At 73.0% G+C, this 13304-nt stretch carries 13 protein-coding genes and 2 tRNA genes; 6 read left to right on the top strand and 9 right to left on the bottom strand.

All coding sequences use genetic code 11. The features are described from left to right. Positions 1 to 70: 70 nt before the first annotated feature. The gene (locus tag H4O22_RS06185; protein ID WP_182526151.1) at positions 71 to 1498 is read right to left on the bottom strand and encodes a hypothetical protein; all 1428 of its coding nucleotides are present in this window, start codon (positions 1496 to 1498) and stop codon (positions 71 to 73) included. A gap of 4 nt (positions 1499 to 1502) precedes the next feature. Next, on the bottom strand, positions 1503 to 1901 hold the full coding sequence (locus H4O22_RS06180) for a hypothetical protein (protein ID WP_182526150.1): 399 nt from the start codon (positions 1899 to 1901) through the stop codon (positions 1503 to 1505). A gap of 50 nt (positions 1902 to 1951) precedes the next feature. Between H4O22_RS06180 and H4O22_RS06175 the strand changes: the two genes are divergently transcribed. Continuing rightward, on the top strand, positions 1952 to 2608 hold the full coding sequence (locus tag H4O22_RS06175) for a hypothetical protein (RefSeq protein ID WP_182526149.1): 657 nt from the start codon (positions 1952 to 1954) through the stop codon (positions 2606 to 2608). Between the two features lie 19 nt (positions 2609 to 2627). On the opposite strand, the gene H4O22_RS06170 is transcribed toward H4O22_RS06175, so the two are convergent. After that, the gene (locus H4O22_RS06170; protein ID WP_182526148.1) at positions 2628 to 3107 is read right to left on the bottom strand and encodes a methylated-DNA--[protein]-cysteine S-methyltransferase; all 480 of its coding nucleotides are present in this window, start codon (positions 3105 to 3107) and stop codon (positions 2628 to 2630) included. Positions 3108 to 3109: 2 nt separating this feature from the next. Next, a complete protein-coding gene (locus H4O22_RS06165) occupies positions 3110 to 4624 on the bottom strand; it encodes a DNA-3-methyladenine glycosylase 2 (RefSeq protein WP_182526147.1) in 1515 nt (504 codons plus the stop codon). A 127-nt stretch (positions 4625 to 4751) separates the two neighbouring features. On the opposite strand from H4O22_RS06165, the gene H4O22_RS06160 reads away from it, so the two are divergent. Both H4O22_RS06160 and H4O22_RS06155 read left to right on the top strand, forming a co-directional pair. After that, a complete protein-coding gene (locus H4O22_RS06160; protein ID WP_182526146.1) occupies positions 4752 to 5942 on the top strand; it encodes an LCP family protein in 1191 nt (396 codons plus the stop codon). Between the two features lie 410 nt (positions 5943 to 6352). After that, entirely contained in the window at positions 6353 to 6637 is a 285-nt protein-coding gene (locus H4O22_RS06155; RefSeq protein ID WP_182526145.1) for a GIY-YIG nuclease family protein, read from the top strand. A gap of 167 nt (positions 6638 to 6804) precedes the next feature. Here H4O22_RS06155 and H4O22_RS06150 read toward each other — a convergent pair. The 5 genes from H4O22_RS06150 to H4O22_RS06130 form a co-directional block, all read right to left on the bottom strand. Then, positions 6805 to 6877: transfer RNA gene (locus tag H4O22_RS06150), tRNA-Glu, on the bottom strand. A gap of 93 nt (positions 6878 to 6970) precedes the next feature. Then, positions 6971 to 7042, bottom strand: a tRNA-Gln gene (locus H4O22_RS06145). Positions 7043 to 7082: 40 nt separating this feature from the next. Continuing rightward, positions 7083 to 8009 carry a CPBP family intramembrane glutamic endopeptidase gene (locus tag H4O22_RS06140; RefSeq protein WP_182526144.1) on the bottom strand — a complete coding sequence of 309 codons (927 nt, stop codon included), beginning with the start codon at positions 8007 to 8009 and terminating at the stop codon, positions 7083 to 7085. A 2-nt stretch (positions 8010 to 8011) separates the two neighbouring features. Next, complete coding sequence (gene gltX / locus H4O22_RS06135; RefSeq protein ID WP_182526143.1) at positions 8012 to 9475, bottom strand: glutamate--tRNA ligase; 1464 nt, start codon at positions 9473 to 9475, stop codon at positions 8012 to 8014. Next, a complete protein-coding gene (locus H4O22_RS06130) occupies positions 9472 to 10281 on the bottom strand; it encodes a fumarylacetoacetate hydrolase family protein (RefSeq protein ID WP_182526142.1) in 810 nt (269 codons plus the stop codon). The genes gltX and H4O22_RS06130 overlap by 4 nt, the downstream gene beginning before the upstream one ends. Positions 10282 to 10313: 32 nt before the next feature. Between H4O22_RS06130 and H4O22_RS06125 the strand changes: the two genes are divergently transcribed. Genes H4O22_RS06125 through H4O22_RS06115 form a run of 3 tightly spaced genes read left to right on the top strand, consistent with a single transcriptional unit; the run spans position 10314 to position 13180 of the window. After that, complete coding sequence (locus H4O22_RS06125) at positions 10314 to 11162, top strand: 3-methyladenine DNA glycosylase (RefSeq protein WP_182526141.1); 849 nt, start codon at positions 10314 to 10316, stop codon at positions 11160 to 11162. A gap of 10 nt (positions 11163 to 11172) precedes the next feature. Then, entirely contained in the window at positions 11173 to 11985 is an 813-nt protein-coding gene (locus H4O22_RS06120) for an alpha/beta fold hydrolase (RefSeq protein ID WP_182526140.1), read from the top strand. Between the two features lie 19 nt (positions 11986 to 12004). Beyond that, positions 12005 to 13180 (top strand): PP2C family protein-serine/threonine phosphatase, encoded by a 1176-nt coding sequence (locus H4O22_RS06115; RefSeq protein ID WP_220451303.1) that lies wholly within the window; start codon positions 12005 to 12007, stop codon positions 13178 to 13180. The last annotated feature ends 124 nt before the right edge of the window (positions 13181 to 13304 follow it).

Genomic DNA, 13304 nt, shown 5'->3' with positions numbered 1-13304 from the left:
TGCGCCGACTCGGCGAGTCCGTCCACAGGTGCCGCGTGGTCGCGGCCGCGTGCTGGCCGCGGAGCCTCCGTCAGGCGATGACGCCGGGCCCCTGGCCCTCGTCGTCCACCCAGTCCTGGCCGTCGTCGAAGAGGTCCTTCGCGGACTGCTGACGGTCGCGGTCCTTGCCGCCGCCACGTCCGCCGCCACCAGCAGCGGCACCGGCGCGGCCGCCGCTGCGTGTGCCGGTCGAGCCGACCGCTCCGCCGCGTCCGGCGGCACCTCGTCCGCCGGCGCTCTTCCCGGCACCGGCGCCGGCCGCGCCACCACGGCCTGCACCGCGTCCCGCGGCACCGCGCCCGCTCGAGCCCGCCGCTCCGGCCCCGCGGGCTGCGGCCGCCTGACCGCCCGCGCCCACCGGCGTACCCCGGCCGAGGACGCTGCTGCCGCCGGCCTGGCCGGCGCCGCCGATGCGTCCGCCCGAGGCGGCACTGGCGGCCGACCCGGTGGGTACGCCGAGCGGACCGCGTCCCCCCAGCCCGGCCGCGAGCCCGCCGGCCGCGGCTCCGACACCGCCCATGCCGGCACCCGCCGCCACCGCGCCGAGACCTCCGGAACCACCGCCGGCGCCACCGGCGCCGCCGCCTCCACCGGCGCCACCCGGAGGCAGGCTCCCGGGACCGCCGGCGCCCGGCGGGGTCACCTCAGGCGTGGGGGCCTGGGGCAGGCCGGGGCCACCCCCGGCACCCGGACCCGGACCCGGGATCGGGCCACCGGGACCGCCGGGGACACCAGGTCCACCGGGCACGGGCCCACCAGGTCCTCCGCCGGGACCACCGGCGCCGGGCCCGACGCCGCCGCCACCGGATCCCCCAGGGCCGCCAGCGCTGCCTCCGCCGCCGTCGCCGCCGGAGCCGTCCTTCGCCCCGCCACCGGACTCGCCCGTGTCGAGGTCCGGGTCGTCGAAATCGTCGCCGATGGTCCCGTCGGACTCGCCGTGGATCCTCTTCATCGGCTCGGCCGCGGCGAGGTAGGCCTCACGCAGCGCCGTCAGGGCGTCCTGGGCCTGCTGCTCGCGCCGCTCGTAGTCGGCCTGCGCCGCGTCGGCGTCCCTGCGCCAGGCCTTGTGCGCGTTCAGCTCGGCCTTCGACGGGTTGGCCGAGGTCGGACGGGGCTCCGGACCGACGTCCGGGCCCGACCCCAGCTGGTTGCTCGTGTCGGTGGCCAGGACCAGCGCCTCACGGGCGGCGATCAGCGCCTCGCCGGCGTCCGACATCTCCTTCGCACGGTCGGTCAGCGCGGCCGCGGAGCGATCGAAGGCGCCGATCGACGCCACGGCGGTGCGGCCGCTGAACCGCTCGTCGTTGGCGAGGTTCGCCCGGATCGTCGCCAGGTTGCGGGCTACCTCGGCCAGCAGGCGGCCGCCCTCCTTCCAGGCGGTCTCGGCGTTGGTGATGTCGAGGTCGTCGGCGGGCTTGACCGTGGAGGCGAGCCGCTGCTGCTTGGGTCCGATCGCCATCGGCTCAGCCCTCGCTCGTGCCGGGGGCGGCGCACTGGCTGGGCGCTGCGAACGACGGGGTCACCACGCACGACTCGGCCTGCGCGATCCGCTGGAGCGTCGTGACCGTGTCGTCCTCGACCTGGTAGGTGTCCTCGCGGAGCTGGAGGAGGGCACTGTGGTAGCCGGCGAGGCCCGCGACCATCTCGTCGAGCGCCACCCGGACCCGGTCGCGGGCACGCTGGGTGTGGTCGGCGAGGTCGATGCCCTCCTGGATGTCACCGAAGCTCGTCGGGGCGACTCCCCGGACCTCCCTCGCGTCCCGCACCGCCTTGGTGCTCTGGTCGAGGACCCCCGCGACCTGCTGGATCAGGGTGTCCTCGAAACCGAGGTCGGTCATCGTGCCGATGATGCTGAGCGCCATGGGCTCCTCCTGCGCGCGAAGCAGATGTCTAGACGGAGTACGAGGCGGGTATGCCCTCGCCCGTGCTGCTGAAACCCGCCGCGACCCTCTCGCTCTCGCTCGCTCTCGCCCTGGTCCTCCTCGCCGGCGCAGGATGCGGCGAGGACGAGCCCGGGGCCGACCCGTCGCCGACCGCGTCCGACACCGCGTCCCCGTCCGCGTCCCCGACGACGTCCCCGAGCCCCACCGACGCGTCGTCCCCCGCCGACCCCGAGCTCCCCTTCCCCGACTCGGAGCCGGCAGCCGGCCCCGTCACGCTGCGCGAGCGGAGCGTGGAGGTCACCGTCCCCGAGGGGTGGATCGCCACCGAGGAGGTGCTCTCGTTCGGGAGCGGCAGCAACGGTGGCCCGGGCGAGCTGATCCTGCTCTCGGACCAGGAGGCGTTCGGCCTCGACCTGGAGCCGCCGACCCTGGACCAGCAGGCGAAGATCGCCCTCGAGAGCGCACGCGCCCTCGGCGGCAGCTACCAGCGGGAGCCGGACGTCGAGCTCGGCGGCGTCCCGCTGGTGCGCATCTCCGGCACGACCGAGGCCGGCCGCCACTTCGAGCAGGTGACCGCCCACCACGAGGACAGGCTGATCTCCCTGACCTTCGAGGTCTCCCCGGCGACGCTCCGGCAGCAGCCGGACCTGGTCGAGTCGGTGCTCAACACCTGGCGCTGGCGCTGAGGCGGGGCCCCGGTTCGGCTCAGAACAGCGCGTCCTGCTCGAGCCCGAGCAGGAGCTGCTTGCGCTCCAGGCCCCCGGCGTACCCGGTGAGCGTGCCGTCCGCGCCGATCACCCGGTGGCACGGGACGACGATCGGGATCGGGTTGCGCCCGTTGGCCAGGCCGACGGCGCGCGAGGCGGCGTTGGTCATGCCGAGCCGCCGGGCGACCTGACCGTACGACGAGGTCGCGCCGTACGGGATCGCGGTCAGCTCGGCCCAGACCCGCTGCTGGAAGTCGCTGCCGCCCGGTGCGAGCGGCAGCCGGAACTCCTTGAGGTCGCGGTCGAAGTAGGCCCGGAGCTGGCGGGCCGCCTCGACGAGCACCGGGTGGGTGTCGTCGCGGTCGCCGCGGACCCGGCCGTCGGGCTCGCGGAACGGCGCGAACTCGATGGCGGTGATCGCGCCGTGGTGCTCGACGAGGCGCAGCTCGCCCACGGGCGAGTCGAGGACGGTCCACATGGTCAGGCCTCCGGGTCGATGAGCGGGTCGGGGTCGGTGATGGGGGGCATCAGCGTGTTCCAGAGGTGCATCAGCGCGTAGGAGCGCCACGGGCGCCACCGCTCGCTGGCGGCGACGACGGCCGCCGGATCGTGGCCGAGGCCGGTCAGCGCGTTGCGCACCCCGACGTCGGTCGGGAGGAAGACGTCGGGGTCGGCCAGCGCCCGCATGGCGACGTAGTCGGCGGTCCACGGCCCGATGCCCGGCAGTGCCAGCAGCTGCCGGCGTACGTCGGAGCGCTCGGGGCCGCGGTCGAGCGCGACGTCCCCGGCCGCGAGCGCGGCGCACAGGCCCACCAGCGCGCGCCCGCGCGCCCGGGGCATCGGCAGCGCCTCGGGGTCGAGGGCGGCGAGCGTCGCCGCGTCGGGGAAGAGGTGGGTCAGGCCCGGGACACCGGTCTCCACCGGCCGTCCGTGGGCGGCGACCAGACGGCCGGTGACCGTGCACGCCCCGGCCACGCTGACCTGCTGCCCGATGACCGTGCGCACCGCGATCTCGTCGCCGTCGACCTGCCCGGGCACGCGCAGCCCGGGGGCCGACCGGGCCAGCGGGCCGACCACCGGATCGCCCGCGAAGTGGTCGTCGACGGCGACCGGGTCGCAGTCGGCGTCCACGATCCGGCGCGCCCGCTCGAGCGCCGCCGAGGTGTCCCGGAGGTCGTGCAGCCGGAGGGTCGCCGTCACGAACGCGGTCTCGCCGACGGCGGGGGTGTCGCGGACGTCGAGCCGGACGGTGCCGGGTCCGTGGGGCAGGTCGAGGGTCCGGGCATACCAGCCGGTTCCGGCGGTCTCGACGCCCGGGATCAGGTGGAAGGCGAGGAAGTCGAGCAGGGCGGCGCCGGCGAACGGCGTACGGACGGCGATCCGCAGCGTGACCGACCCGGTGGCCGCCGGGTCGGTGGCCCGGCGACCGCGCAGCGCGGTCGGGCTCGCGGCGTACACCTCGCGGATGGTCTCGTTGAACTGGCGGACGCTGGAGAAGCCCGCGGCGAACGCCACCTCGGCGTGGGTCAGCGCCGTGGTCTCGATGAGCACCCGCGCGGTCTGGGCGCGGCGGGCCCGGGCGAGCGCGAGCGGGCCGGCACCGAGCTCCGCGGTGAGGATCCGACTCAGGTGGCGCGGGGTGTACCCGACCCGGCGGGCGAGCCCCTCGACGCCCTCGCGGTCGACGACGCCGTCGGCGATCAGCCGCATCGCGCGACCGGCGGCCGTGGCGGCGACGTCCCAGTCGGGGCTGCCGGGCGTGGCGTCGGGCAGGCAGCGCTTGCAGGCGCGGTAGCCGGCCGCCTGCGCGGCGGCGGCGCTCGGGTGGAAGCTGACGTTGGCGTACGCCGGGGTGCGCGCCGGGCAGCTGGGCCGGCAGTAGATGCCGGTGGTGCGGACCGCGGTGTAGAAGACGCCGTCGAAGCGGCGGTCGCGGGACTTGACCGCGCGGTAGCACGACTCCGGGTCGGGGTGCCGGGTGGCGGTCGCGTCCATGAGGCCCATCCTCCCCCACGCCGCCGACGTCTGCTCGCGGGAATCGGACATGGGGATCGCGCAGGTCAACCCGCCAATGCGGCCGATCCTGCCCGAGTTCCGACCGGCCTGCTGTCACCATGGAGTCGTGGCCGACGACGAGCAGCCGCCGGCCGCGCCGGCACCCGCGGACGAGGCGCCCGCGGGCCGCGGACGCCGACCGCGCCGTACGGTCCTCAAGGTCGTGCTGGTCACCCAGCTGGTGATGGCGATCCTCACTGCGACCACCGTCTACTTCGTGTGGAACCAGCTAGAGAACGAGCTGCCGCCCGGGCTGGCCATCCCCCGCCCCGCGGGCATGGAGAAGCCGGAGGCCGAGGGACCGCTCAACATCCTGGTGATGGGCTCCGACGACCGCAGCTGCGCCGGGTGCGGCATCGACGCCGAGGCCGGCGCCGGCGGCTCGGACACCACGATGCTGCTGCACGTCTCGGCCGACCGGGAGGAGGCGTACGGCGTGAGCCTGCCGCGCGACGCCATGGTCGACCGGCCCGCCTGCACGACGGCGGACGGGAAGCGGGTGCCGGGCGAGCGGGCCGTCATGTTCAACACGGCGTTCGCCGTCGGCGGCCCGCTGTGCACGGTGCAGATGGTCCAGGTGCTCACCGGCGTGTACGTCGACCACTTCATCGTGCTCGACTTCGCCGGCTTCCAGGACATGGTCGACGCGGTCGACGGTGTCACGGTGTGCCTCCCGAAGGAGGTCGACGACCCCGAGCACGACATCTACTTCGACGCCGGCACCCAGGAGCTCGACGGCCGGCAGTCGCTGAACTACGTCCGCGAGCGCACCGTGCTCTCGGCCACCGGCGACATCGGCCGGATGAAGCGCCAGCAGGCGTTCCTGGCCTCGATGGTCAACAAGGTGATGTCGGCGAACACGCTGAGCCAGCCGACGCGGGTGCGGGCGTTCCTCAAGGCCGTCGTCGGCTCGATCCAGGTCGACGAGGACCTGGACCGGATCCGGGACCTCGCCGACCTCGCGATGCAGTTCCGCCGTACCGGGCTGCAGGACATCAAGTTCGTCACGGTGCCGATCGAGGAGTATCCCCTCGACGCCGACCGCCTGCAGTGGACCGACGACGCCGACGCCCTCTGGAAGCGGATGATCGCCGACGAGCCCCTCGGCCGCTCGTTCAGCGACGGCAGCATCAGCGCCGCGAAGCCGCCCACCAGCGAGTCCCCGGCCCCGAGCTCCCCATCCTCGCAGTCGCCCCAGGCGACGGAGGCCGAGCAGCAGGACCGCGAGCAGGCGCTCGCCAACGGCCTCTGCGCCTAGCACCTCCTCGCTGGTCGAGCAGCCCGCGAGGCGACCCCTCGTAGGTCGAGTAGCCCGCGAGGAACGAGCGGGCGTATCGAGACCACCACACCGACGGGTCTCGATACGCTCGCTGGCGCTCGCTACTCGACCAACGAACACCTCGCCGGCCCCTCGCTGGTCGAGTAGCTCGCGAGGCGACCCCTCGCTGGTCGAGTAGCCCGCGAGGCACGAGCGGGCGTATCGAGACCACCACACCGCCGGGTCTCGATACGCTCGCTGGCGCTCGCTACTCGACCAACGAACACCTCGCCCGGCCCCTCGTAGGTCGAGTAGCCCGCGAGGCACGAGCGGGCGTATCGAGACCCCCCTCGTCCACAGGTGGGATCGCGGGGCTGGTCGCTCACCGCCGACCCGCGAAGCATGGGCACATGCCCTTCACCTACATGCTCCTGTGCGCGGACGGCTCCCTGTATGTCGGCAGCACCCGCGACCTCGGGCGGCGCCTGTACGAGCACGAGATCGGCGAGGGGGCGACGTACACCCGCCGGCGACGTCCTGTCCGGCTGGTCTGGAGCGAAGAGCACGAGAACGTCGGCCTGGCGTTCGCGCGCGAGAAGCAGGTCCAGAACTGGAGCCGCGCGAAGAGACTGGCGCTGATCGAGCAGCGGTACGACGAGCTCCCGGCGTTGGCGAAGAAGGACTTCGATCGCTGAGAGGTCTCGATACGCTCGCTGGCGCTCGCTACTCGACCACCGAAGGACGCCTACTCGGCCCACGAAGGACACCGCGGACACAAGCGCCGACTCGGCGGGGTGGGATGGGTTGGGCTGGGCATGCGAAAGGGCCCGGATCCTGGTGGATCCGGGCCCTTCGCGTGGTGTACCCCCGACCGGATTCGAACCGGCGCTACCGCCTTGAGAGGGCGGCGTGCTAGGCCGCTACACAACGGGGGCATCGCTCTCTCGAGCAACCTGCGGAACTCTAGCCAAGGGCCTTCGCTCGCACAAAATCGCGGCCATTCCGGCGTCGGAACTGCCGCGATCTCGCTGGGATACTAGGACTCGAACCTAGAATAACTGGACCAGAACCAGTCGTGTTGCCAATTACACCATATCCCACTGACGTGCCGCGGACCGTCTCCGAACCGCGTGGAAAACACTACATGCGAGGACCGGACGGCTCCAAAACGGCCGGCCGTACGGCGGTCTGGATGCCCAGCGAGCGCCCCGCCCAGACCGTCAGCCCGAGGAACGTCAGCGACTGCGTCAGGGTCACCGGGATGCTCCACCAGGTGCCTCCGGTGGGGTTCAGGACCGTGGTCATGTCCCCGAAGGCGAGCGCGATCCCGAAGGCGACGAAGTTGTTCAGCACGTGCATCGCGATGCCCGCCTCGAGACCGCCGGTGAGCACCACGAGCACCCCCGCGACGACGCCGAAGGCGAACCGGTCGAAGAAGATCGGCGGGTCCTGGGCGCCGTGCGCGAGCGCGAAGAGCAGCGCCGGCCCCAGCACGGCGAGGTACGGCGAGGAGACCAGGCCGCCGAAGGCCTGGGTGAGGTAGCCGCGGAAGACGTACTCCTCCCCCGCCGCCTGCAGCGGCGTGAGCAGCAGCACGACCAGCAGGAAGTCGCGGCTGGTGCGGGTGAAGTCGTTGACCCCGCTGGTGACCTCGGTGCCCTCGCCCTGCGTGGGCAGCAGAGCCGCCACGATCAGCGTCGTCACGAGCGCCGCGAAGGCCAGCACCAGGCACAGCCCCAGCCACCCCCAGCGGATCCGCGGCCGGACCGAGGACAGCCACCCCGGTCGCAGCCCGTGCAGGACGCGCACCAGCAGCCAGGTCACCGGGATCATCGCGGCGATGGCGACGTTGAGGTACGCCAGGCCGAGCGGCGTCACGTGGTCGGTGTCGAGCATCGCCTCGGCGGTCGTCTGCACGTCGTGGCCCGAGACGGCGACGCCGACGACGAAGATCGCGAGCACGACCGTCGGCACGACGAGCACGAACATGGCGGCCAGGAAGAGCACGCCGACGAGCGGCCGCCACCACGACCACGGCCCCAGTCGCAGCAGCCGGTGGTACTGCATCGTCAGGCCGTCGCCGACCGCAGCCGGGCGAGGCTGCGCTCGCGACCGAGCAGCTCCATCGACTCGAACAGCGGCGGCGAGACACGGCGTCCGGTGATCGCCACCCGGACCGGCCCGTAGGCGTTGCGCGGCTTCAGCCCGAGCTCGTCGACGAGCTTGGCCTGCAGGGCGTCCTGGATCGCGGCGGTGGACCACTCCTCGAGCGGCGCCACGGCGTCGTACGCCGCCTGCACGACCTGCTTGCCGTCGTCGGTGAGGAGCTTCTCGGCGTCCGCCTCGTCGCGGGTGAACGCGTCCTCGTCGACGAAGAGGAAGCCGAGCATGTCGACGGCCTCGGTGAGCTTGTTGATCCGCTCCGCGATCAGCGGCATGGCCAGGTCGAGCAGCTGGCGGTCCGGCAGCGAGGCGGGGTCGAGCACGCCGGCCTGCTCGAGGTAGGGCAGCACCCGCTCGGTGAGCTCCTCGACCGACAGCATGCGCATCTGGGCGACGTTGATCGCCTCGGCCTTCTTGAGGTCGAAGCGGGCCGGGTTGGGGTTCACGTCGCCGATCTCGAAGGCCGCCACCATCTCCTCGAGGGAGAAGACGTCGCGGTCGGCGGCGATCGCCCAGCCCAGCTGGGCCAGGTAGTTGAGCAGGCCCTCCGGGAGGAAGCCCTGGTCGCGGTACATGAAGAGGTGGGCCTGCGGGTCGCGCTTGGAGAGCTTCTTGTTGCCCTCGCCCATGATCAGCGGCAGGTGCCCGAACTGCGGGACCGCCTCGGAGACGCCGAGCTCGACCAGCGCCTCGTGGAGGGGGATCTGCCGCGGGGTGCTGGAGAGCAGGTCCTCGCCGCGCAGCACGTGGGTGATCCGCATCAGCGCGTCGTCGACCGGGTTGACCAGCGTGTAGAGCGGGTCGCCGTTGGCCCGGCACAGGGCGAAGTCGGGGACGTACTGGGTCTCGAAGGTGACCTCGCCACGGACCAGGTCGGTCCAGGTGACCGAGCCGTCGGGCATCCGGAACCGGACGACGGGCTTGCGGCCCTCGCCCTCGAACGCGGCGACCTGCTCGGCGGAGAGCTCGCAGCAGAACCCGTCGTACCCCTGCACCTTGGAGCCGCTGGCCTTGCGGCGCGCGTCGACCTCCTCGGTCGTGCAGTAGCAGTCGTAGGTGAACTTCGACGCGGCCAGCTTCGCGAGCACGTCGCGGTAGAGGTCGCCCCGCTCGCTCTGGCGGTACGGCGCGTACGGGCCGCCCTTGAGCGGGCCCTCGTCCCAGTCGAGGCCGAGCCACTGCATCGACTCGACCATCGCGTCGTAGGACTCCTGCGTGGAGCGCTCCTTGTCGGTGTCCTCGATGCGGAAGACGAAGGTGCCGCCGTGGTGCCGGGCGAAGACCCAGTTGTAGAGCGCGGCCCGGGCGAAGCCGACGTGCGGCGAGCCGGTCGGGGACGGGCAGAAACGGACGCGGACGGGGGTGCTCAACGCTGGGCCACCTTGTTCGTGAGGGATCCGAGCCCGGCGATCGAGACCTCGATCTCGTCGCCGACGCTCATCGGACCGACACCCTCGGGGGTGCCGGTGAGGATCACGTCGCCCGGGAGGAGCGTCATGATGCTGGAGACGTGGGCGACGAGCGTGGGGATGTCGAAGACCATGTCGGCGGTGCTGCCATCCTGCACCAGCTCGCCGTTGAGGTGGGTCTGGATGCGGACGCCGTCGATGAAGGACTGCGGGTCCAGGTCGGTCTCGATCCAGGGACCCAGCGGGCAGAAGGAGTCGAACCCCTTGGCGCGGGTGAAGTGGCCGTCGCGCCGCTGCAGGTCGCGGGCGGTGACGTCGTTGGCGATCGTGTAGCCGTGGATGACGTCGGTCGCGCGCTCCACGGGGACGTCGCGGCAGATCCGGCCGATGACCACGGCGAGCTCGCCCTCGTAGTGCACCTCGGTGCTCTGCGGCGGGTAGAAGATCGGGTCGCCCGGACCGACGACGCTGGTGTTGGGCTTGAGGAACATCACCGGCTCGGTCGGGACCTCGTTGCCCAGCTCGGCGGCGTGGGCGGCGTAGTTGCGGCCGATGCCCACGACCTTGCTCCGCGGCAGGACGGGGGCGAGCAGCCGCACGTCCTCGAGCCGGTGCTCCTGGTCGAGCAGCTTGACCCCGACGTACAGCGGGTCGCCGGCGAGCGCCACGATCACGCTGTCCTCGGCGGGCTGGCCGAGCTCGTCGACCTCGCCGGTGACGACGCCGTACTGGGGGTCCTCGCCTGTGGTGAACCTCGCGATGCGCACCCCTCGACCCTAGCGACCTAGGCTTGGCGGCCGTGGAGGTGCTGGACGCGGAGACCTGGCAGGCGTGCGCGACGGCACACGCCGAGCGCGTCGACGCCTTCGTCGCGCCGCACCTCGCGCGGCGGGAGACCGGCGTCAAGCACCCCGTCCACGACTTCCTCTTCACCTACTACTCCCAGCGGCCGGCGCAGCTGCGCCGCTGGCACCCCGGGTACGGCGTCCGGCTGCTCGACGCCCCGGCGTACGACGGGCTCAAGGGCTACGCGGACGGCACCGTGACCACGGCGTACGTCCGCAAGCAGCGGCCGATGGTGGAGGCGCTGCACCGGCTGCTGAGCGCGACCGCCGCCCGGCCCGCGCACTTCGGCTGCTTCGGCCTGCACGAGTGGGCGATGGTGCACCGGCTGGCCGACGACGAGACCCGGCACGCCGACTGGCCGCTGCGCCTCGGCGGCGCCGGCACCGACGCGGTCGTCGAGTCGCACCGCATCGGCTGCTCGCACTTCGACGCGTTCCGCTTCTTCACCCCGTCGGCGCGGCCGCTGAACACGCTCTCCCCCACCGCCGCCGACCGCCCGGACTTCGAGCAGCCCGCGTGCCTGCACGCCGGGATGGACCTCTACAAGCACGCGTTCCGGCTGACGCCGATGGTCTCCTCCGACCTGGTCGCCGACTGCTTCGAGCTCGCCCGCGACATCCGCGAGCTCGACATGCGCGCCTCGCCGTACGACCTCGCGGACCTCGGCTTCGAGCCCGTGCGCATCGAGACGGCCGAGGGGAAGCAGGAGTACGCCGCGGCGCAGCGCGCCTTCGCGGAGCGCGGTTCACCCCTCCGGGCGAGGCTGATCGACGAGTGTCTGCGGCTGCTCGCGGTCGGTTAGGGTCAGCCTCATGGATGCCCGGGAACGCCACCACGTCGTGGAGTCCGGGCGCCCCGACGGCCAGCCGATGGTGTTCGTGCACGGCTTCGGCTGCGACCAGAACATGTGGCGCCACGTCGCGCCCGCCTTCGAGGACGACTTCCGGGTCGTCCTGCTGGACCTCGTCGGCGCCGGCGGCTCGCGCGCGACGTACGACGCGCAGCGCTACGCGAGCCTGCAGGGGTACGCCGACGACGTGCTCGAGGTGCTGCGCGAGCTAGACCTGCGCGACGTCGTCCTGGTCGGCCACTCCGTCGCCGCCATGATCGGCGGCCTGGCCCAGGTCACCGAGCCGGACCGGTTCGCGTCGCTGGTCATGGTCGCCCCGAGCCCGCGCTACGTCGACGACCCCGCCACGGGCTACGTCGGCGGCTTCGCCGAGGAGGACATCGACGAGCTGCTGGAGTCGCTCGGCAGCAACTACCTCGGGTGGTCCTCGGCGATGGCGCCGGTGATCGTCGGCAACGCCGACCGGCCCGAGCTCGGCCAGGAGCTCACCGCCAGCTTCTGCCGGATGGACCCGGTGGTCGCCCGGGGCTTCGCGACCGCGACGTTCCGCTCCGACTCCCGCGAGGACCTGCCGCGGATCTCGGTGCCGACGCTGGTGCTGCAGTGCACCCAGGACGCGATCGCCCCCGTCGCGGTGGGCGAGTACGTCGCCGCCGCGATCCCCGACGGCAGCCTGGTGATGCTCGACGCCACCGGCCACTGCCCCAACCTCAGCGCACCCGACCAGACCGTCGCTGCCATCGCGCCGTTCGTGCGGGGTCGGCGCGCCGCCTGACGGCGCTCGGGGTCGGCTGGTGTCGCAGGAGGAGGCGGCCGACGCGTTCCAGGACGCGCTGGCGGAGGACGACCCGGTCCAGCTCTACGAGCGCGCGCCCTGCGGCTACCTCTCGACGACGCCCGACGGCCGGATCATCAAGGCCAACGAGACCTTCCTGACCTGGACCGGCTTCACGTTCGAGGAGCTGCGGAGCCGCACGTTCGCCGACCTGCTCACGGTCGGCGGGCGGATCTTCCACGAGACGCACTACGCGCCGATGCTGCGGATGCAGGGCACGGTCCGCGAGATCGCCGTCGACGTGCGCCGCCGAGACGGCAGCCGGCTGCCGGTGCTGGTCAACGCGACCCTCGACCGGTTCGAGGACGGCACGCCCCGGGTGGTCCGGATCGCCCTCTTCGACGCGACCGAGCGGCGCGGGTACGAGCGCGAGCTGGTGGCGGCCAAGGAGCGCGCGGAGAGCTCGGAGGCGCACGCCCGGACGCTGGCGCGCACCCTGCAGCAGACGCTCATCCCGCCGTTGCCGCCGCGCATCCCCGGCCTCGACGTGGCGGCGGCGTACCGCCCCGCGGGCGACGGCTCGGTGGTGGGCGGCGACTTCTACGACGTCTTCGCGCTCCCGGACGGCGAGTGGGTCGTCGTCCTCGGCGACGTGTGCGGCAAGGGCGTCGACGCGGCGGTGGTCACCGCGCTGGCGCGGTACTCCCTGCGCGCCCTCGCCCCCGCTCCGATGCCGCTGCGCGACGTCCTGAGCCACCTCAACGAGACGGTGCTCGCACACGAGACCGACCGGTTCTGCACCGTCCTGCTCGCGCGGCTGCGCCCCGACGCGGACGGCTGGCGGGTCACGCTGACCACGGGCGGACACCCGCCGGCGGTGCTGCTGCGCCCGGACGCGGCGCCGGCCCGGGTCGAGCTCGTGGGTCCGCTGGTGGGGGCGTTCGACCACGCCGTCTACCCCGAGCACGAGCTCGTGCTGCGGTCGGGCGAGGCCCTGGTGCTCTACACCGACGGCGTCACCGAGGCCAAGGGCGCCGAGTCCTGGTTCGGCGAGGACCGGCTGCTGGACACGCTCGGCGGGCTCTTCCCCGCCAGCAGCGACCACCTCGTCCCCGGCCTCGTCGAGCACGTCCTGGACTTCCAGGGCGGGGTCGCCCGCGATGACATCGCGGTGCTTGCGGTGCGGGTGCCGTGAGGCCGACCGGGGGGACGATTCACCGGTCGACCGGTGAAACTTCCCCTTGACCGACGGAGCTTCGTCGGTCAAGCGACAGGTTCTTCGGTCCAGTCGCTGCGAGCCCCGCGTCCCGACCGTTCCG

Origin of the sequence: Nocardioides dongkuii (assembly GCF_014127485.1) — a bacterium.
Lineage (GTDB): Bacteria > Actinomycetota > Actinomycetes > Propionibacteriales > Nocardioidaceae > Nocardioides > Nocardioides dongkuii.
The sequence above is the reverse complement of the archived record's forward strand: the minus strand, read 5'-3'. Positions and strand labels throughout refer to the sequence as shown.

Coding starts and splice junctions, on each gene's coding strand:
- H4O22_RS06185 (WP_182526151.1), bottom strand. CDS start 1,498: ATGGCGATCGGACCCAAGCAGCAGCGGCTCGCCTCCACGGTCAAGCCC.
- H4O22_RS06180 (WP_182526150.1), bottom strand. CDS start 1,901: ATGGCGCTCAGCATCATCGGCACGATGACCGACCTCGGTTTCGAGGAC.
- H4O22_RS06175 (WP_182526149.1), top strand. CDS start 1,952: ATGCCCTCGCCCGTGCTGCTGAAACCCGCCGCGACCCTCTCGCTCTCG.
- H4O22_RS06170 (WP_182526148.1), bottom strand. CDS start 3,107: ATGTGGACCGTCCTCGACTCGCCCGTGGGCGAGCTGCGCCTCGTCGAG.
- H4O22_RS06165 (WP_182526147.1), bottom strand. CDS start 4,624: ATGGACGCGACCGCCACCCGGCACCCCGACCCGGAGTCGTGCTACCGC.
- H4O22_RS06155 (WP_182526145.1), top strand. CDS start 6,353: ATGCCCTTCACCTACATGCTCCTGTGCGCGGACGGCTCCCTGTATGTC.
- H4O22_RS06140 (WP_182526144.1), bottom strand. CDS start 8,009: ATGCAGTACCACCGGCTGCTGCGACTGGGGCCGTGGTCGTGGTGGCGG.
- H4O22_RS06120 (WP_182526140.1), top strand. CDS start 11,173: ATGGATGCCCGGGAACGCCACCACGTCGTGGAGTCCGGGCGCCCCGAC.